This window comes from Streptococcus ferus DSM 20646, from assembly GCF_000372425.1.
Classification (GTDB): Bacteria; Bacillota; Bacilli; order Lactobacillales; family Streptococcaceae; genus Streptococcus; species Streptococcus ferus.
On the sequence record NZ_AQVD01000002.1, the window covers coordinates 197,427 to 215,662 of the forward strand.

Annotated in this window: 23 protein-coding genes and 1 tRNA gene; 5 read left to right on the forward strand and 19 right to left on the reverse strand. The window is 42.4% G+C overall.

The window, feature by feature from the left end; translation table 11 throughout:
- Positions 1-75: 75 nt before the first annotated feature.
- Positions 76-639 carry a TetR/AcrR family transcriptional regulator gene (locus A3GY_RS0103905; RefSeq protein ID WP_018030102.1) on the forward strand — a complete coding sequence of 188 codons (564 nt, stop codon included), beginning with the start codon at positions 76-78 and terminating at the stop codon, positions 637-639.
- 14 nt (positions 640-653) lie between these two features.
- Here A3GY_RS0103905 and dhaM read toward each other — a convergent pair whose 3' ends face one another.
- From dhaM to add, 10 genes are all read right to left on the reverse strand, one after another.
- The gene (gene dhaM, locus A3GY_RS0103910) at positions 654-1,028 is read right to left on the reverse strand and encodes a dihydroxyacetone kinase phosphoryl donor subunit DhaM (RefSeq protein WP_018030103.1); all 375 of its coding nucleotides are present in this window, start codon (positions 1,026-1,028) and stop codon (positions 654-656) included.
- On the reverse strand, positions 1,025-1,603 hold the full coding sequence (gene dhaL / locus A3GY_RS0103915) for a dihydroxyacetone kinase subunit DhaL (RefSeq protein ID WP_018030104.1): 579 nt from the start codon (positions 1,601-1,603) through the stop codon (positions 1,025-1,027). Before dhaL ends, dhaM begins: the two co-directional genes overlap by 4 nt.
- Before the next feature lie 9 nt (positions 1,604-1,612).
- Positions 1,613-2,602, reverse strand: a complete 990-nt coding sequence (dhaK, locus tag A3GY_RS0103920; RefSeq protein WP_018030105.1) for a dihydroxyacetone kinase subunit DhaK — start codon at positions 2,600-2,602, stop codon at positions 1,613-1,615.
- 115 nt (positions 2,603-2,717) lie between these two features.
- Positions 2,718-2,789, reverse strand: a tRNA-Arg gene (locus A3GY_RS0103925).
- Between the two features lie 152 nt (positions 2,790-2,941).
- Positions 2,942-3,289, reverse strand: coding sequence for a 50S ribosomal protein L19 (gene rplS, locus A3GY_RS0103930; RefSeq protein WP_018030106.1), 348 nt, complete (start codon positions 3,287-3,289; stop codon positions 2,942-2,944).
- Between the two features lie 118 nt (positions 3,290-3,407).
- Entirely contained in the window at positions 3,408-4,631 is a 1,224-nt protein-coding gene (locus A3GY_RS0103935) for a chloride channel protein (protein ID WP_018030107.1), read from the reverse strand.
- Positions 4,628-4,903, reverse strand: a complete 276-nt coding sequence (locus tag A3GY_RS0103940; RefSeq protein ID WP_018030108.1) for a chorismate mutase — start codon at positions 4,901-4,903, stop codon at positions 4,628-4,630. Before A3GY_RS0103940 ends, A3GY_RS0103935 begins: the two co-directional genes overlap by 4 nt.
- Before the next feature lie 72 nt (positions 4,904-4,975).
- Positions 4,976-5,674 (reverse strand): TVP38/TMEM64 family protein, encoded by a 699-nt coding sequence (locus A3GY_RS0103945; protein ID WP_018030109.1) that lies wholly within the window; start codon positions 5,672-5,674, stop codon positions 4,976-4,978.
- 65 nt (positions 5,675-5,739) lie between these two features.
- On the reverse strand, positions 5,740-6,183 hold the full coding sequence (locus tag A3GY_RS0103950; protein WP_018030110.1) for a flavodoxin: 444 nt from the start codon (positions 6,181-6,183) through the stop codon (positions 5,740-5,742).
- A gap of 60 nt (positions 6,184-6,243) precedes the next feature.
- Positions 6,244-7,263, reverse strand: coding sequence for an adenosine deaminase (add, locus tag A3GY_RS0103955; RefSeq protein ID WP_018030111.1), 1,020 nt, complete (start codon positions 7,261-7,263; stop codon positions 6,244-6,246).
- 109 nt (positions 7,264-7,372) lie between these two features.
- Between add and yghU the strand changes: the two genes are divergently transcribed.
- The 3 genes from yghU to A3GY_RS0103970 all read left to right on the forward strand — a co-directional run bounded on the left by yghU (position 7,373) and on the right by A3GY_RS0103970 (position 9,338).
- On the forward strand, positions 7,373-8,164 hold the full coding sequence (gene yghU / locus A3GY_RS0103960; RefSeq protein WP_018030112.1) for a glutathione-dependent disulfide-bond oxidoreductase: 792 nt from the start codon (positions 7,373-7,375) through the stop codon (positions 8,162-8,164).
- Positions 8,165-8,227: 63 nt separating this feature from the next.
- Positions 8,228-8,386 carry a GNAT family N-acetyltransferase gene (locus A3GY_RS10050; protein ID WP_018030113.1) on the forward strand — a complete coding sequence of 53 codons (159 nt, stop codon included), beginning with the start codon at positions 8,228-8,230 and terminating at the stop codon, positions 8,384-8,386.
- Positions 8,387-8,405: 19 nt separating this feature from the next.
- The gene (locus A3GY_RS0103970; protein ID WP_026161916.1) at positions 8,406-9,338 is read left to right on the forward strand and encodes a DHH family phosphoesterase; all 933 of its coding nucleotides are present in this window, start codon (positions 8,406-8,408) and stop codon (positions 9,336-9,338) included.
- Positions 9,339-9,357: 19 nt separating this feature from the next.
- On the opposite strand, the gene A3GY_RS0103975 is transcribed toward A3GY_RS0103970, so the two are convergent.
- Positions 9,358-9,909, reverse strand: coding sequence for a GNAT family N-acetyltransferase (locus A3GY_RS0103975; RefSeq protein WP_018030115.1), 552 nt, complete (start codon positions 9,907-9,909; stop codon positions 9,358-9,360).
- 453 nt (positions 9,910-10,362) lie between these two features.
- Between A3GY_RS0103975 and A3GY_RS0103980 the strand changes: the two genes are divergently transcribed.
- Positions 10,363-10,605: a type B 50S ribosomal protein L31 gene (locus A3GY_RS0103980; protein ID WP_026161917.1), complete on the forward strand. Its 243-nt coding sequence runs from the start codon at positions 10,363-10,365 to the stop codon at positions 10,603-10,605.
- A gap of 41 nt (positions 10,606-10,646) precedes the next feature.
- On the opposite strand, the gene A3GY_RS0103985 is transcribed toward A3GY_RS0103980, so the two are convergent.
- The 8 genes from A3GY_RS0103985 to A3GY_RS0104020 all read right to left on the reverse strand — a co-directional run bounded on the left by A3GY_RS0103985 (position 10,647) and on the right by A3GY_RS0104020 (position 18,221).
- Positions 10,647-10,952, reverse strand: coding sequence for a cupin domain-containing protein (locus A3GY_RS0103985; RefSeq protein WP_018030117.1), 306 nt, complete (start codon positions 10,950-10,952; stop codon positions 10,647-10,649).
- Complete coding sequence (locus A3GY_RS0103990; RefSeq protein ID WP_018030118.1) at positions 10,942-11,292, reverse strand: cupin domain-containing protein; 351 nt, start codon at positions 11,290-11,292, stop codon at positions 10,942-10,944. The genes A3GY_RS0103985 and A3GY_RS0103990 overlap by 11 nt, the downstream gene beginning before the upstream one ends.
- Before the next feature lie 157 nt (positions 11,293-11,449).
- On the reverse strand, positions 11,450-12,961 hold the full coding sequence (locus A3GY_RS0103995) for a metal ABC transporter substrate-binding protein (protein ID WP_018030119.1): 1,512 nt from the start codon (positions 12,959-12,961) through the stop codon (positions 11,450-11,452).
- A 291-nt stretch (positions 12,962-13,252) separates the two neighbouring features.
- A complete protein-coding gene (whiA, locus tag A3GY_RS0104000; protein WP_018030120.1) occupies positions 13,253-14,164 on the reverse strand; it encodes a DNA-binding protein WhiA in 912 nt (303 codons plus the stop codon).
- Positions 14,164-15,138 carry a YvcK family protein gene (locus A3GY_RS0104005; RefSeq protein ID WP_018030121.1) on the reverse strand — a complete coding sequence of 325 codons (975 nt, stop codon included), beginning with the start codon at positions 15,136-15,138 and terminating at the stop codon, positions 14,164-14,166. Before A3GY_RS0104005 ends, whiA begins: the two co-directional genes overlap by 1 nt.
- Entirely contained in the window at positions 15,135-16,025 is an 891-nt protein-coding gene (gene rapZ, locus A3GY_RS0104010) for an RNase adapter RapZ (protein ID WP_018030122.1), read from the reverse strand. Before rapZ ends, A3GY_RS0104005 begins: the two co-directional genes overlap by 4 nt.
- Before the next feature lie 125 nt (positions 16,026-16,150).
- A complete protein-coding gene (locus A3GY_RS0104015; protein ID WP_231871628.1) occupies positions 16,151-17,446 on the reverse strand; it encodes a DUF4832 domain-containing protein in 1,296 nt (431 codons plus the stop codon).
- Between the two features lie 103 nt (positions 17,447-17,549).
- Entirely contained in the window at positions 17,550-18,221 is a 672-nt protein-coding gene (locus tag A3GY_RS0104020; protein WP_018030124.1) for a DUF4956 domain-containing protein, read from the reverse strand.
- Positions 18,222-18,236: the final 15 nt, after the last annotated feature.

Genomic DNA, 18,236 nt, shown 5'->3' on the forward strand with positions numbered 1-18,236 from the left:
TCCTATAATTTGTTTGGAATCGGACAAAATGTTCGTTTTTGTTGCAAAATGGACAGAATAGGAGCAAAATGGTTGATGGAAGATGTTCGTATTTTTAAAAGTAAGAGGGACATAGAGCAGGCTTTGGTCTCTTTAATACTGGAGAAAGACTTTTACAGCATTCGGGTTCATGAAATTTGTCAGAGGGCTATGGTCAGCCGCTCTACTTTCTATACACACTACAAAGATAAATATGATGTTTTGGAAAAGTTGACTTCCAAGACAAGAGACTACTTTGAAAAACAATTTGAAGAAAAATACAGGAAACAAGATGGGGATGAAAGGCTGGAGCATTTTTTAGCAGACATTTATGACTTCTATCAGAAAAAAAGGACCATCTTACAAGCCCTGCTAAAAACGCCGCTGCCTCCCAAAGCTGACTTTGAAGGCGACTTTCGAAAACTATGCCAAAAGTACGTGATAGAATTGCTCATCAAGGACAAGGATAAGCTGAGTATCCATCCAGAATTGGCGGCCGCCTTATTCACTTCCTGCGTTTTCAGTTTGATGCAATGGATGATTACCCACGGCTCCGATCAAGAGCTAACCCGCTTTGCCAGCCAATTACACTCTCATTTTTTAGGCCTTATTCAAAAATAGGACTCTTTTGAGTCCTATTTTTGAATATGAAGTTCAGATAGCTGGGCTTCGATAGCGCTTAGCGGAGCTCCTGCCTGTATCAGGGCAGCTGCTGTGTAAGCTCCTTCAACAAAGGGAACATTCTGAATCAGGATATTTTTATCAGAAAAATCAGCCGCCATCTCTAGATTCATTCTAGCGCTTCCTAAGTCAAAGAAGGCCAGCAGCCTGTCTTGTCCGTTAGCTTCAATTGCCTCCTGAATCTGGTCAAAACTTGTGCCAATATCCCCTGTTTCGGTGCCCCCGCTATAAGTGATGTCAACATCTTTCGCAACTTCCCTTATCAATTCAAAGGTTCCCTGTGCTAAAGGTTTCGCGTGCGAGACTAAAACCAAACCAATTTTTGTCATAAAACACCTGCTTCCAGCATGGCTTTAAAAAGAAGGCCTGAGGAGTAGGAGCCCGGATCGATATGTCCTACCGAACGCTCCCCAAGATAAGAAGCTCTTCCTTTAGTAGCCAGCATCTCCTTTGTCCTCAAAACGGCTTCATCAATTGATGTTTGACTGAGCTGTTGCTTTTCTAAATCTTCAATGACTGCCAGCCAGACATCTGCCATGGTCTTCTCACCGGCAACAGCCTTCCCTCTTTTTTGAATCATTTCCAGACCTGCCTTCAAAGCCGGCAATAGCTCATCCTTAACCTGAAAACTTTTAGACATGCCCATAAAAGCCGAGCCATACAGAGGTCCCGAAGCACCTCCGACCTTAGAAATCAACTGCATCGCTACTATCTTAAAAATAGCCGCTGCACTGTCAAAGGTTTTGCCATCAAGTTCAGCCATAACAGCAGCCATACCTCTGGCCATATTGCCACCATGATCGCCGTCTCCAATCACCGTATCCAATTCACTTAGGTAATCCTTGTTTTGCTGGATCTTTTGATTAAAAAGAGACATCCACTGTAATACTGTTTCTACATTCATAAGCGACTCCTACCAAGCTGGTGTGACAACAGGTGCTTCAAGGGCATCAAGCCAAGCGTCATCTGCTACTTTCATGAGTGTTAAGGACAAACCGGCCATATCAAGAGAGGTCATATAATCGCCAATCTTTTTAAAGACAACTTCTACTCCCTTTTCTTTCAATAAATTAGCCACATCATTGGCAAAAATATACTCTTCCATTAGCGGTGTTGAGCCCAGACCATTGATCAAAAGCGCGAATTTATCGCCTGCTTTGGAATCAAAAGCATCTAACAGTTTTGTTGTCAGCTCCTTGGCCAATTCTAAAGAAGGCTGCAGTTTTTCTTTCCGATAGCCCGGCTCTCCATGAATTCCAACACCGTATTCAAATTCATCTTCTGCAAGAACAAAGCCTGGCTTACCAACTTCAGGAACAGTTGCTCCTGACAAGGCAAGGCCAATTGTTTTAATATGAGGCACGAGGTTGTCTGCCAAAGACTTGATTTCGTCCAGCGATTGACCCGCTTCTGCTGCATACCCTAAAATTTTATGGACTAAAATGGTACCAGCAACGCCACGTTGCCCCTGAGTATAGAGGCTGTTTTCAACAGCAATATCATCATCGACAACTACACTGGCCACATCAATGCCCTCCATTTCAGCCAGTTCTTGGGCCATTTCAAAGTTCATGACATCACCAGAATAATTCTTAATGACCATAAAAACTCCTGCTCCTTCATCACTCGCTTTAATGGCTTCCAAGATTTGATCTGGGGTCGGTGAGGTAAAGACTGCTCCACAAACCGCTGCAGACAGCATTCCCTGACCTACAAAACCCGCATGAGAAGGCTCGTGTCCAGATCCGCCCCCCGAAATAAGACCTACTTTCCCCTTCTTATCGGCTTTTCTCACAATCACCTCTAGTCCATCCAGTCTCTCAACCAGATGATCGTGCATGTAGACGATACCATCAAGCATCTCATTAACAACATCCTTGGGCTGATTGATAATTTTTTTCATTGTGGACCTCCTTTGTTTTGTATCCGCTTTCATTATATACTGAAAACTTTTGAAATTCAAGTATTAGGTCATAAAGAAACAGCCTCACATGAAACATGAGGCTGTTTTCTCTCTATATCCCCTGCCGGAATCGAACCAGCAACTACTCCTTAGGAGGGAGCTGTTATATCCATTTAACTAAGGGGACAAAGCCTCTACTATTGTATCGCAGAGGAGACGGGATTGCAAGTCCGACTTTTGAACCTTCCTTCTCCTATTTCGTGCAAAAAAGGAACGTCATTTAAAACGGATTATGATATCAAAAAAACTCCCTGAAGAGGGAGTTTTCCGTAAGTTGTCTTAACGACGAACTTCCTTGATACGTGCCGCTTTACCTTGCAAGGCACGCAGGTAGTAAAGTTTCGCACGACGGACTTTACCGTAACGAACAACTTCAATTTTATCAACACGTGGTGTGTGGATTGGGAAAGTACGTTCAACACCGATACCGCTTGACATTTTACGAACAGTATACATTTCTGAAATGCCTTGACCTTTACGTGAGATAACAACACCTTCAAAGATCTGGATACGTTCACGGTTTCCTTCGACAACCTTAGCATGAACACGAACAGTGTCACCAGGACGGAATGCAGGAATGTCAGTACGAAGTTGACCTTCTGTCAAACTTTGGATTAATGGATTCATTTTTATTCTCCTTCTCTTACTAATCATAGGTGCTTTGTCCCAGCGGATTAGCCGTTTTATATGTGTCCATTACACACAAATTACATTTTATCAAAAATTCTCGATTCTGTAAAGACGATTATTTGATATCACTTATTTTTTGCAGGCTATAAATACTAGTGTCTTTTTTAATCAAAAAGGCAAAACAAACCACAATAAAGATATAAGGTGTGTTTTCAAATCCAAAAGTCTCTCCGCAAATAAAGATAGGGGCTAAAAAAGTACCGGTGGCACTGCCAAAAACACCACAGAATCCCAAGGCTGCTACAAATTCCAAAGGCAGACCGATCAGAGGCGCCAAAACACTTCCCAGCGTGGCTCCAATAGTAAAGAGCGGTGTTACCTCTCCTCCCTGAAAACCGGCAGCTAGTGTTAAAACTGTCAACAGAAGTTTTAAAAGCCAATCAAAAGGATAGACTGCCTCTCCTGAGAAACTAGCAGCTACTAAGTTGGTGCCTAGGCCCGAATAACGCCCCAAACCACAAATCAATAAGAGACTGCTCAGTAGCAAGGACAGGATGAAGATACGCTGATAAGGATCCTTAAACGTTTTCAGCAGTTTCAATTTCGTTTGTCGCAAGAGAAAGGCAAAAAGGGTCCCCGCAAAACCAAAACACAAGCCTAGAATAGCCAGCTTCAGAAACAGTACCCCATCAAGCGTGAAATCAAACTGAACTGCATGACTAAACTTTTCAAGTCCCAAAAGATGCGAGGTGGTACTGGCTGTAAAGGCTGCAATACAGGTGGGTAAAATCGCCCACAGGTCCAAATGACCGATAATCAGCACCTCCATAGCAAACATGATTGCTGCTATCGGAGTCTGAAAAAGACCGGCAAAACCGGCAGCCATACCCATGATGAGGAAAGTCCGAGAGGTTCTTGGCGATTTAATGGAATGAAAGAAGGGCGAAAAAGCATGAGAAATAGTAGCACCCAACTGAACAGCCACTCCCTCTCGCCCAGCACTTCCGCCAAAAAGGTGGGTAATCCAAGTTGCCAGCATTACCAATGGAACGAGGCGTTTAGGAATCTCCCTTTCTTTTTTATCCGCTACTTCAAAAACTAAATTGATTCCTTTGCCACTGGTTCCACCAAAATGGTCGTAAAGAAAAACAATCAAAAGACCGCCTAGTGCAAGAAAAGGCGTCAGGTATAAGGGATGAGCTTCACGAATAGCTGAAATGGCTGATAAGACCTGACCAAAAACAGCGTCAACTGTTCCAATCAAGATTCCAATCAAAAAAGCTGCGAGCGTAATAAAAGCAAGGTATACCAGCCTCTGAGTATCAATCCTGTTTTTCATTGTTCTTCTGCTAACTTCCGAACTTGATAAACCCTTGACTCTTGTAAGATTGCTGAGTAGGTCGCTAGTATGGTGTCTTTAAAATCTGGCTGGCTGACTAGCGAAGCTACCTTAGCCAGCAGCTCTTCCTCACGCTTGGAGTCCAAAATTGCTTTGCCTGTCTGTTTTTTATAAGCCGCAACTTGACTGACTAGGGCCATCCGTCTTTCTAACAGAGCCACTAACTGCCCATCCAAAGCATCAATGTCATCACGTATCTGTTCTAGGTTCATAGCTCCTCCTTTTCAGCCATTATATCAAAAAAAAGAGCCGCTTTCTAGGCTCCTTTGGGAAAGGTATCCTCCTCAGGGACGATTTTGGGCTGACTCTTTCTTCCGTTTGTCCCAACTGTAATAAAGACCCACCAAGACCAGCAGCAGGAAAATCAGGATTAAGAAATGATGCCAATTGCCCTTAAAAATAGCATCGCCGCCGAAGGCATAAACAAAGCTTGAAGGAAGCACTCCTAAGATGACACAGATGAGCCACTTGGACCAAGGGATTTTCATCTCCAACGCTGAATAATTGGCTAAAAACGCAGGAATAAAAGGAATCATATAGGCCAGCGTCAAACCCACATAAGGATTTTTCAGTTGGGATAATTTAGCCATTCGCTGATTGGTCTTATGATCTTTCTCATGCAGGTGCACATGAGCCAGTAATTGACTTAACAGAACATTCCCAAAGACAGCTCCCAAAAGGTTCATCAAAAACCCCAACCAAGACCCAAAAACCAGGCCATTAAAAAAGGCTAGGATGGAACTGGATAAGAAAGGAATAGCTGTTGCCAACGATGTTAGGAAGGTTAAAACGACGAAATTTAAGAAGCTTCTTGTCCGAAAATGCTTTTCGATGCTGGTAATGGTTTGCTTAGGGTTCAGCAAGTCATTAATCTGAGGCCAATAACGAAAAATTAAGAAAACAAGATAACTTGTTATAATGACCAGACCAAAAAGCAATAAAGTTCTGACGACATCTTTGTAGTTTAACTCAATTTTTGTCATACCCTGCCACTTTCCATGAAAGAAAAGACAAGCTTGAAAAACTTGTCTTTGATTATAAATGTTGCTTATCCAACCTTTGCGGCCACTTCTTCTGCGAACCGTTCAAGATTGGCAATATCCTCATCCTCAGCGGATAAATCAACTTTGACCGAATCAGCACCCTTCTGAGCACCTGTACCGGCAAAGGCAAGTTCAAAATCATCAACGGCCTTACAAAAATAATCATAGAAGGTATCGCCTGACCCTACAACGCCGTATACTTTACCAGATAAATCCAAGTCCTGTAAATCCTCATAAAAATCAACGATTTCATCAGGCAGGTCACCATCTCCGTACGTATAGCTGGCAACAATGGCGATGTCCACATCCTGAAATTCATCGGCATCAACAGTTGTACACTCATCTACCTCAACGGTGTGCCCCAAATCTTCCAACTTTTTGGCAACGATATCAGCAAGTTCCTCGGTATTTCCCGTCATACTGGCATAAACGATTTTAGCTAAAGCCATGATGTCCTCCAAAGTAATAATAGTATGATTATAACACAGTTTTAGGACTTTTAAAATACCTTAGTTGAGATAGGGGGCATAAACAGCCTCTAGCTTTTCAAGCAATTCTGCCTTTTCAGAACCTGACGTAAAAGAAGCTTGCAGAGCATTTTGATTGAAGCGGTAAAAGTCCGCTATGCTCGTCCCAAAAAAGTCCGAAAACAATTGATATTCTCTCGTCAGATTGGTATTAGAGACGGTACGGTTGTCTGTATTAATGGTGATCCTAGCACCGGCAGCATACAGTTCTTGATAGGGAAACTCTGCCAGTGTTCTGGCTGCCTTGGTCTGCAAATTGCTGCTTAAACAGAGCTCTGCAGTTGCTCCTTTTTCTACGAATTCCGCCAAAATATCAGGATGGTTCTGAATAGCTGTTACATGCCCCAAGCGCTTAATTCCAAACGCAAGAGCTTGCGCAATATGGCTAGCACAACCACATTCACCGACATGAAAGGTCATGAGATGCTTCATGTTTTGTGTATAGCGGATAAGATCTGTTAGATCTTCTGGCGGAAAATCATGCTCATTGCCGGCAAAGTCAAAACCAGCATAGTCCAGTCCTTCTGCAGCACTAATCTGTTTAAAAATATCTTTTGTCAGCTGCTGAGACGACTGCCTCATACCGCAGATCAAGGCCTTAGCGACAATACCAAAGTCAACCTGAGCCTGCCTCAAGCCCTCTTCTACCGCCTCCACCGTCTGAACAGCCGTCAAACCTTTGTCCATAGACAGCTCAGGTGCAAATCGAATTTCAATATAAATGACATTTTCAGCAGCAGCCTGTTTGGCCACATCATAGGCAGCCAAACGAAGAGCCTCCTTGGTCTGCAAAAGAGGACGAATAAAGTCAAAGGTCTTTAAATAGTCAAGTAAACTTTCAGAGTTTTCAGGAGCCGTCACCAATTTTGAAAGTTCACTATCCGACTCAGGCAGCGCTATATCTGCCATTCTAGCTAATTCTCGAATAGCCTCAAATGATAAAGAATCATCCAAATGACAGTGCAGCTCTGCTTTTGCTAATTGATGCAGGTGATTTCCCATTGTATAACTCCCATTTCTATATTGCTATCTATCATAACATATTTCAGTTGCTTTTCTCATTCTTCTGTGCTATATTTTGAAAATATCTCAGCATCTGAAAGGAGAAATTATGTCTCATTATATCCCGCCAAAAGTTTGGTCTGATGAGGAAAGTAATCAAGGAAAATTTTCTGGCATCAACCGTCCGACTGCTGGCAGCCGTTTTGACCAAAAACTACCTCAAGGTGACAAGCCACTGCAGGTTTATTCTTTAGGCACACCTAATGGTATTAAAGTAACTATTATGCTGGAAGAACTGCGCGAGCTTGGTATCAAAGAAGCGGATTATGACCTCTTCAAAATTTCCATCATGGAGGGCGACCAATTTGGTTCTGATTTCGTTGCCATCAACCCCAACTCTAAAATTCCAGCTCTTTTGGATAAGTCTCAGGAACCGAGCATCCGTGTCTTTGAATCTGGCTCTATTTTGCTTTATTTAGCTGATAAATTTGAACACTTCATCCCTAAAGACTGGGCGCAAAGAACAGAAGTTCTTAATTGGCTCTTTTGGCAAATGGGAGCTGCTCCCTTTGTCGGTGGTGGTTTCGGTCATTTTTTCAACTATGCTCCTGAAAAATTAGAATATCCCATCAATCGTTTTACGATGGAAACCAAGCGTCAATTAGACTTATTGGATAAGGAATTAGCTAATAAGTCCTACATTGCCGGAGAAGACTATACCATCGCTGATATAGCTGTCTGGGCTTGGTATGGACGTTTAGCACAGGATGCCCTATATGAGGGAGCCTATGAATTTCTCGCTTTAGACACCTATCAGCACTTACTAGACTGGACGCAAAGAATTGCTCAGCGTCCTGCTGTTAAGCGGGCTTTGAAAGCTGATTATAAAACCATCACATAAGGCAAACCCAATCCTGTTTGAGGACGGGGTTTTTCATGCTATAATAGTGTCATGGGGATTTTTATGTGGAAACTAAAAACATTTCCAAACCAGCCTATTTGGGTTCAGACTCAGGCATATCTAAAATCTTTTTATGCCTCCTTTGGTTTCCAGCTTACCTCTCAAGAATATTTATATTTAGAAGACGGTATTCCTCATATTGACATGAAATTAAAAAAGTAAAATGACTACGGGACAAAACATGACCATATTCGAACACATTCTAGAAAAAATTAAGGAATATGATACTATCATTATTCACCGCCATATGAAACCAGATCCTGATGCACTAGGAAGTCAGGCCGGTCTAAAAGAAATTATTTTAGCCAATTTTCCGGACAAGAAAGTCTTAGCGACTGGTTTTGATGAACCAAGTCTTGCCTGGCTGACCCAGATGGATTCCGTTCAGGATGAGGATTATCAAAGTGCTCTTGTTATTATTGTTGACACTGCCAATCGGCCTCGGATTGATGACAAACGTTATGGCCAAGGAGCATTTCAGATTAAGATTGATCACCATCCAGATGAGGACCAATATGGTGATATTTCTCTCGTTGATACAAGTGCTTCAAGTGCCAGTGAAATCATTGCTGATTTTGCCTTGTCACATCAGCTCAAACTCTCTGATTCAGCTGCACGTCTTCTCTATGCCGGCATTGTGGGAGATACCGGACGCTTTCTCTACCCTGCCACAAGCGCCAAAACCTTAGCAATCGCCAGTGAACTTCGGAAATATGACTTTGACTTTGCGACTATGGTTCGGCAGATGGACTCGTTTCCCTATAAAGTGGCTAAATTGCAGGCTTATGTCTTTGACCATCTTGAAATTGATGCACATGGAGCAGCGCGTGTCACCCTTACACAGGATCTGATGAAAAAATATGAACTAACCGATGCAGAAACATCCGCCATTGTCGGAAGTCCGGGGAAAATCGACAGTGTGGAAGCCTGGGGCATTTTTGTGGAACAGCCCGACGGTCATTATCGCGTCCGGCTGCGCAGCAAGCGCGTCTTTATCAATGAAATTGCCAAAAACCACCATGGCGGCGGACATCCTCTGGCCAGCGGTGCGAACTCTTATTCTCTCGACGAGAATGAAGACATTTACAAGGAATTGCAGGAAGCACTCATTTAAAGAAACAAACAGGCGGTTGTCAGCAACCGCCTGTTCTTAATTGGCGATAGTCTTCTTCTAAGATCGCCATCAAGATTAGGTCGGCATAATTTTCTCCGTCTAAGATGGCGTGACGCAGGCGTCCTTCCTCTTTAAAGCCTACTTTTCTATACATGGCCTGTGCAGCTTGATTGTAAGAGAAAACCTCAAGTGACAGACGGTGAAGGTTTAGTTCTTGGAAAGCGAAATCCAGCGCAAAATTGGTCGCCCAGCTTCCTATGCCGCGATGGCGATAGGCTTTTGAAAATAAGAGAATCCTAAAATTAGCCTGCCTTACTTCTTGGTCGATCTCGTTGATGACCACCTCCCCGATGATACGCCCTTGGGGATTCAAGATAGCAAAATCAAAGCGGCTTCTGTCCTGACTAATCTTATTCAGATAAGCTCTGATCTCCTCCTTTGAAAAATCGGCAGTCCCTCCAGTAAAATAAACAACAGCTGGATCTAAAGGATGAAAACCTTCTTCATAATACATTTCTAAATCGTCCGCCTTTAACGGACGGATGGCAAAACCATCTTTTCTTGTAAACATCTAAATCTTCCTCTATTACCTTGTCAAAAGACTAGCTCTGTCTGGACGCTCAAGGCAAGCCTAATGTCCTGATTGCTAATCCCTTAAGAGTTGCTTGGTTCTTCCCTCTTTGCGATACTGCCACAAATTTCTAAGTTATAGGAGCTAGGAGGCTGATTTGCCCATCCCTATATCAATTTCGTTCAAAGGGATGCTATGACTAGTCTTCCATAGCCATCCATTTTCTCCAGACAATTTCAAATGCTGTCTCCCAGCCTTTACTCCTATTATAACTTATTTGGACTCTTATGAGCTATCACCTCATCAAAGAAGTCGGCATAAGTCTTCCAAGATGGGCAGTAAACCAGAAAAATTCCTGTAAAAGACTTGCCAATTGGGAAAAGTTTTGCTAGACTAGAGTAGTTAAGTAACTATGGCTCGAAAAGGGCTATGGCAGAAAGGAATTTTTTTAACATGAAAAAAGATATTCATCCAGAATACCACCCAGTTGTCTTTATGGACACATCAACTGGCTATCAATTTTTGAGCGGTTCTACTAAAACCTCAAATGAAACCGTTGAATTCGAAGGTGAAACATACCCACTCATCCGTGTGGAAATTTCATCTGATTCACACCCATTCTACACAGGACGTCAAAAATTCACTCAAGCAGACGGACGTGTCGATCGTTTCAACAAAAAATACGGTCTCAAATAAGAAAGAAAAACCTTGCTGCGGCAAGGTTTTTTTGCATCGATTTACGGCACTTCTATCTGTAATAGCTTGGTGTCTTTAAGGGCATAGAGATGATGCCGCTGATTGGCAGGGATACTCATCAAAGCCGAATCATTTAAGCAATAGGTCTCACCTACTATTTCCACTTGGAGACTTCCTTCTAGAACCTGAATCAATTTCGTTAAGCTACTGCTTTCATGACTGATTGATTCGCCCGCTGGAATAGCGTAAAGGGTCACAGGATTATCCAGAGCTAGTTTTTTTGTTAAGGAGCGGCTGGCAATTTGACCGTCATGATAATGAATGAGCTCTAAAAGATTAGCAATCATGCTTGACCTCTGGTTTCACCACAATCAAGAGCATCTGAAAGGCTTCTTTTGCATACAGGCTGTGTGGAATTTCAGCCGGCATAAGAATGGTCTGACCTTCAGCCACCTCAAAAACAGCCTGATCGATCGTAATTTCTGCCACACCGCTCAAAACAGTGACCATGGCATCACCAGGCGATGTGTGTTTGGCAATTTCCTGATTCTTATCCAAGGAAAACAATGTTATTCCTAAATCCTGTCTTTGAACAAGTGTTTTGCTTAATATCTGCTCCTCTTCGATGCTAATTTCCTTTGTTAGGTCTAATACCTGTTTGTGCGGAATTTTATCAATATAAGCCATAAAAACCTCCCTATGTTGTCCTTCTTGATTTTAGTCACCCTAATCATATCAAAAAGCCTCTGAGCTGTCATCATTTTGAAAGAGCACTTTTGGAAATCACAGCAGACTACCATCTCGACTGAAAAAGCAAGCTCTGAGAGCCTGCTTTTTTGATTGGTTAATGAGAAGCCATTTCTTGAGCAATCTCATGACCATTGAGATTACTTGGATAATAAGTTGGCCAATGTTCCATTTCTTCCAAAAGCTTATCTTGCGATTCTCCGCCCCAGAATAAGTGGAAATGCCCAGCCTTCTGCGGAGAAATACCATGATCGCTGAATTGCACATATTTGAACTGACCGGCGTCCTTTTCCTTGGCTTCAAAAAGGTAACGAACGCCACGGTTGCCTTTTTTATAATTTAAAATCTTATAACCCACATAGCGATAAGTATAGGTCTTCTTCTGACCATTCTGGACAAAAGTCATGGTCTTTTTCTTGCCGCTAATGGTAATATGATTAACATCTGTCTGGTAGCCAGTCGTGTAATAAGCCTTATACTCAGCTGCCGTCATATCTTTTTTTAATTTGGATTTGTAATCAAAAACCGTATCTAAACTGCCATCTTGCAGATAAGGATAAACCGACTGCCATTGCCCTGCCCAATCAGACAGGCTACGCTTTTTGACATCTTTGGTCTTAAAGTAACCGTTATAGACGGTCTTACTTGTATCCTTCTCTGGCTGAATTGTTTTACCAGCGGTATTCGTTGTCTTTTGCAGATTCTTCAAATTCTGCCGCATGACAGAGAAGTAATCTTCACCCTTATCCATTTGTTTTTGGGTCAGGCTTTCAATAGGATTAAGAACGGCTGTCTTAACCCCTGCTTCGTTTGCCAGAGTTTTGGCTACTTTAGAAGAAGCATTTTCTTCAAAATAGATATACTTAATCCCATTGTCTTTAACGTATTTTGATAGTTCTGCCAGACGTTTGCTTGACGGTTCTGATTCTGCCGTAATACCCGTAATGGAAATTTGTGTCAAACCATATTCCATGGCCATGTAAGAAAAGGCTGCATGCTGGGTAACAAAAGCTTTTTGTTTGGCCGATGCAAGACCTTCCTTGTACTCCTTGTCCAGATCTTGGAGCTTTTTGATGTAGGCTGCGGCATTTGCTTTGAAGGCTTCTGCCTTCGTAGGGAAAGACTTGGAAAGACTATCGCGGATGTTTTCAACCTGCTTGATTGCAAGACTCGGTGCCAGCCACACATGAGGGTCATACTGGTGATGGTGATCTTCCCCCTCATGGTCATGGCCTTCTTCTTCCGTCCCGGGCAGAAGAATCATGTCTCCAGTTGATTTGACAAACTTGACCTTGCTCTTTCCGACACTTTTCTTAACTGAACTGATCCAGGTCTCCATGTTGTCGTCATCATAGACAAAAGCATCGGCATCAGCGATTTTGGCAATATCTTTCGTTGAAGGCTCAAAATCATGCACTTCTGTTCCTGCCTTAATCAGGAGGCTGACCTTGGCCTCGTCCCCAGCAACACCTTTGGTAAACTCATAAATGGGATAGAAGCTCGTGACAATTGAGATCTGCTCACTTGCAGAAACAGGTCTTGGTTTGCCTGCAAAGGCTAAAAAAGTCAGACTGATGAAGGTCATCACGAAAAGTAATTTCTTTTTCATTAGGGTCTCCTTACTTAACTAGTTAATTATTTACTGGTTAAGTATATCATACTAAAATTTTTTTGCAAGTCTTTTAAGTAAAAAATATTAGCCAAAAGTCTGAAAGGAAAGATTCTGACCCTTGGAATGCCTCTGGAGCGGCGATAGGGATAATTTTGGGGTATTAGGACTGCTGAATCTATTCTAGTGTATTGATCAATTCTTTTTCCTAATTGCCGTCAGGATTGCGAGAAGAACGACAAAATCGATCCATTCTGTGAACAGATCGATTTTATCTCAGGTTTTCTTTGCTTATAAATCTTCTGCGATTTTATTGATTTTGCGCAGACGATGGTTCACACCGCTCTTAGTCAAGGGCTTATCTAAACTGTCCGCGATTTGCTGAATAGAATAGTCTGGATGCGCCAACCTGATTTGGGCAATCTGCTGCAATTCATAGGGCAGATTGTCCAGTCCAAGCTCATCTGCAATCTTGCTGATATTGTTAATGGTTCGTACACTGGCACTCACTGTTCGAGCAATATTGGCTGTTTCAGCATTATTGGCCCGATTGATATCATTTCGCGCTTCTCTGAGCAGTTTTAGCTCTTCAAAATGATCTTTGGCCTCCATTGCTCCGATAATAATCAAAAAATCCATGATGTCATCTGCCTTTTGCAGATAGGTGACCGCCCCATTTTTACGTTCAAGAACCTTAGCATCCAACATAAACTTTTGCAACAAGGCCGATAAGCCTTCAGCATGGTCTAAATAAACGGAAAAAAGCTCCAGCTGATATTTTCCTGACTCTGGATCACGGATAGAACCCGTTGCCAGAAAGGCTCCTCTTAGGTAAGACCGCCCTTTTTCATCATCTGCCAGAAGGGTTTGTTCAAGACCCGTTTCAATGCCAAAAAAAGCATCAGCCAAATGTAAATCTGCTAAGATGGCTTCTACTGCTTCCTCTAAAAAAACGGTATACACACGGTTTTTACGGAGGTTATTTTTCTGATGGTGCTTGATTTCTGGAGTGATCTGATAGAAGCTTTCTAAAAGAGCGTAAATATGGCGGGCTATTTTAGCATTTTCTGTGGAAATAGACAGGGTCAGTCCTTTACTCGTCAGACCTAGACTCCCAGTCAGCTTGATGATTGCCGATAGTTCTGCCTTATCAGACAGCTTCAGTCCCAATATTTCTTCTTTTACCTTAGTTGTATAGGTCATTACTGCTGCACCCGAATGAGATTTAATAGCTCTTCTGTCACACTGTCGCCGTTGTGGAAAGCACCGCCATTTTCCAGGCGCAGAAAATTAGCCGAGACAACTTTGGGAACTTCCTTTTTCAATCCCGCAAAATCATGTTCCACCTGAACAAGGTATTCGTCAAATTGATTCCTGTCCATATAGTCCTTGGGCACTTTTTCAATATTAACTAAAACCGTATCAATAAACCGCTCCCCCAGATGACGATTCAGGACACGTACGTGATCAGCATCTGTAAACCGCTCGGTTTCACCGTACTGGGTCATAATATTGCAGACATAGGCCACTTGCGCCTTCGTCTGACAGAGAGCTTCTCCAATCTCAGGAATCACCAAATTAGGGAGGATTGAGGTGAACAGCGAGCCTGGGCCTAAAACGACCATATCACTTTCCATAATCTCCTCTACCACTTTACGACTGGCCTTAGGGATTTCCTGATCATAAGTATTGGTCACGTAAACGCGGTCAATCATGCCTTTGTGTTTAGCAATCTGGCTTTCACCGACAACCTCACAGCCATCCTGAAATATAGCATGCAAGGTCAGCGCTTTCTCGCTAGAAGGGTAAATTTTGCCAGTCACATGAAAGAATTTTGACAAGATCCTCATCGCATTATAGGTAGAGCCCTGCATTTCTGAAATACCAGCAATGATAAGGTTGCCCAAAGGATGACCAGCCAGAGCGCCGTCTGATTGTTCAAAGCGGTATTGGAAAATTTCCTCGTAAAATTTGGGCATATCGCTCATTGCCACCAGAACATTGCGTAAATCTCCAGGCGGTGTGAGCTGCAAGGCATTGCGGAGTGCTCCTGAAGAACCGCCATCATCAGCCACTGTTACAATGGCTGTAATATCAGCTTCTTCATGACGCAGACTGTTTAAGATAACAGGTATCCCAGTCCCTCCGCCAATTATTGTTATTTTAGGTTTTCTCATGAACGGTTCACCGTTTCCTTACGTCGATTGCGGTCACGATGACTTTCATTGACCTGCCAATTCGTTTTTAAATCTTCTGCTAAGCGGTGAGCAAAGGCCACACTGCGATGCTGGCCTCCTGTACAGCCAATAGCTATTGTCAAAACAGATTTTCCTTCCCTTTGATAACCTGGCAAGATAGGTCTTAACAGCCCCAACAGGTGTCTATAAAAAGCTGCCGATTCGTCATGATTCATCACATAGTCATAAACAGGCTGATCAAGGCCCGTCTGATTTCTCAGTTCTGGAAGATAATAGGGATTGGGCAGAAAACGAATATCAAAAACCAAATCCGCATCTAAAGGCAGACCGTATTTGAAACCAAAGCTCATGACTTCAATTCGGAAAGAGTTTTGGTTGCTGTCATCTGAGAATTCCTCTGAGATCACCTTACGCAGCTGCCTTGGCGTTAATTCTGTCGTATCAACAACGTGCTGGCTCAGGCTTTTTAAGGGAGCCAAGAGCTCTCTTTCAAGTGTAATCCCGTCAAGCACACGGCCAGTCGGCGCCAGAGGATGGCTTCTCCTCGTCTCCTTATAACGTGAGACGAGTTCACCGTCTACTGCGTCCAAAAAGAGGATGCGCAAATTGATGCTCTCTGTCAGCTCAATCTGGTCTAGGGTCGCCTGAACCTCCTTAAAAAACAAGCGGCTGCGCATATCAATCACTAAGGCAACCTTATCATACTCACCGTTATTTTCTACCAGCTCTAAGAATTTAGGAACTAAGGCTGGTGGCATATTATCAATGGTAAAATAACCTAGATCCTCAAATGACTGAATCGCAACGGTCTTACCAGCCCCGCTCATTCCGGTCACAATGACAAGGTTAACCAACTTTTCTTTCATAACACTAATTCCCCCAAAAATAGCTTGAATTAGCTTTATTATATCAAAAAATAAGCAAGCACACATGATTATCATCACTAAAGGATCTAAAGCGTTAAAAAGGCGCTAATCAAAAATAATCGTGTTTATTCAAATAACAACAATCGCTTTTGGTCTTCCTGGCCTGCAACAGCAAAGTGCACCGCATCCTTTCCTGTCATCGGATCAACAATTCCGACAGAAATTCGATATTGATTTTTACTGGCCTTGATAACGTTTGAGGTTTTAAGTTTGACAGTGGTCTCTTCTTTAGTGTTAGGAAGCAATTTGGTCAAGTTCAGAGGTATAGCAATTCTTTCAATAGTCTGTCCTGACCAATTTTGAACATAAACATAGGCTCTCCAATTTCGATAAAAGGGAGCTATACCTGAATTGCGCCAAGACAAGGACAAAGTCGTTGTATTTCCTTCTAATTTGAGACTGGCTGACGCTATCCATAAACGATACCCCAGTTTTTTTAAGACCTTTTGATAACCTCTACGGTCATCTCCGATATCTTCAGCAATCTTAGGACCAAGAAAACTTGTATGGGACTCCTCCAAGAGATTCAGGGTTTTGTTCAATTGTCGCCCCAAAAGAACTTTTAGACTGGGGTCGCTGGCCAATTCCCCTCCAATTGGTGATTTTTTCCAAGCATTAGGCATGGGAACCAAGGCTTTCTTCTCACCTGTCTGATCATAACTGCCTCCCAATTCAATCCAATCCAACCATGTCTCCGTACTTTCTACATTTCCGGACATGTCATTATAAAGTCCTAATTGATAGGACTGTGCAATTTTGAAAGGGCGCCTCATCAATAAATCAGCTTTCGAAAAGGCAGACAGCCATGGTTTGACATATTTGGCCTGTATAGTTGCCTTAGGCAGGGATCTGATATTGCTGTCTTGCTTTACCTGCCACTCTCCCCAGTGACCTAAACCTCCAAGCTCAATGAAACTGATAAATCCATCCTTACCCCAACGTCTTCCCATAGCGGAAACAATTTTTCCGTAATAGGAAATCAACTTGGGATTACTGTAATTTGGCGAAAAACCTTTTCCATAAGAAGTGTCGTACCAGTCGCCTGGATCCTCCATCTCTCGGTAAAGCCAATCAGGAATATCCTTATGAACCTCTCCTTGCGGATAGTCTAAAACAAACCGTAAGACAAGGTGTTTTCCTTCCCTACGCCACTTCTCAAAGCGAAACTTTTTTTCAAGACTTTCCCAATTATATTTGCCTTTCTGGGGCTCCAGATCCCTCCAGGTAACATCAACATATAACAGATTGATGTCTTGGGTCAGGCTGTCTTGGGTGGCCGCAGGTGGTGCATAGCCCATCAGAGGATTTGGAACAGCTTGATTTGAATGAGAAAAATGACGCTGATAGACGTTCGGCCTCATTATATAGAACATTGTAATAACAACTGTTAGTACAGCTAACACAAGAGTCAAAAGTAATAATACTCTTCTTTTCATCGTTACCGACCCCATTATTCGGAAGTCTTTAGCCATGATACTCCCCATTATATTGAATAAGAGTTACATCCTCAACATCTTCCAGATTACGAATTTTTTCCATAAAGGTCATATCATTCTTCTCGCAGAAAACTTCGACAGCCATTTCAACAAGATCTGCTCGCATCGTTTTTGACTTAATAAAGTGTTTCATTTTACCAAAAGACTGAATAATTTGATCACCGGTTTCGTCTCCCTTGTAATGGATAACGGCGATATAGACCTTACCGGAGTGCTGAATATGACTAAAAATGACTAGCATGATGATAATAATGGCTGCTGTCAGAATGGCCAAAATATACATCCCGGCACCTACAGTAATGCCCGTTGTAATCGCCCAAAATAAGTAAAGCAAATCCATGGGGTCCTTCACAGCGGTTCTGTAACGAACAATGGAAAGGGCACCAACCATACCAAGAGAGATGACAATATTAGAACTGATAGCTAAGGTTACCATTGCTGTCAGAATGGTCATCCCAATCAAGGTCATGGCAAAACTTCTGGAATAAACAACCCCTGTAAAAAATTTTTGGTAAACAAAATAAATAATGGCTCCCATCACAATAGCTAATAGTAAAGCACTGAATACTTTACCAAAGTCTTGTGACGAAAAATTCTCCGATCTTAAGATCGAGTTTTTAATCATGTCTTGAACACTCATTATAATCTCCTAAAT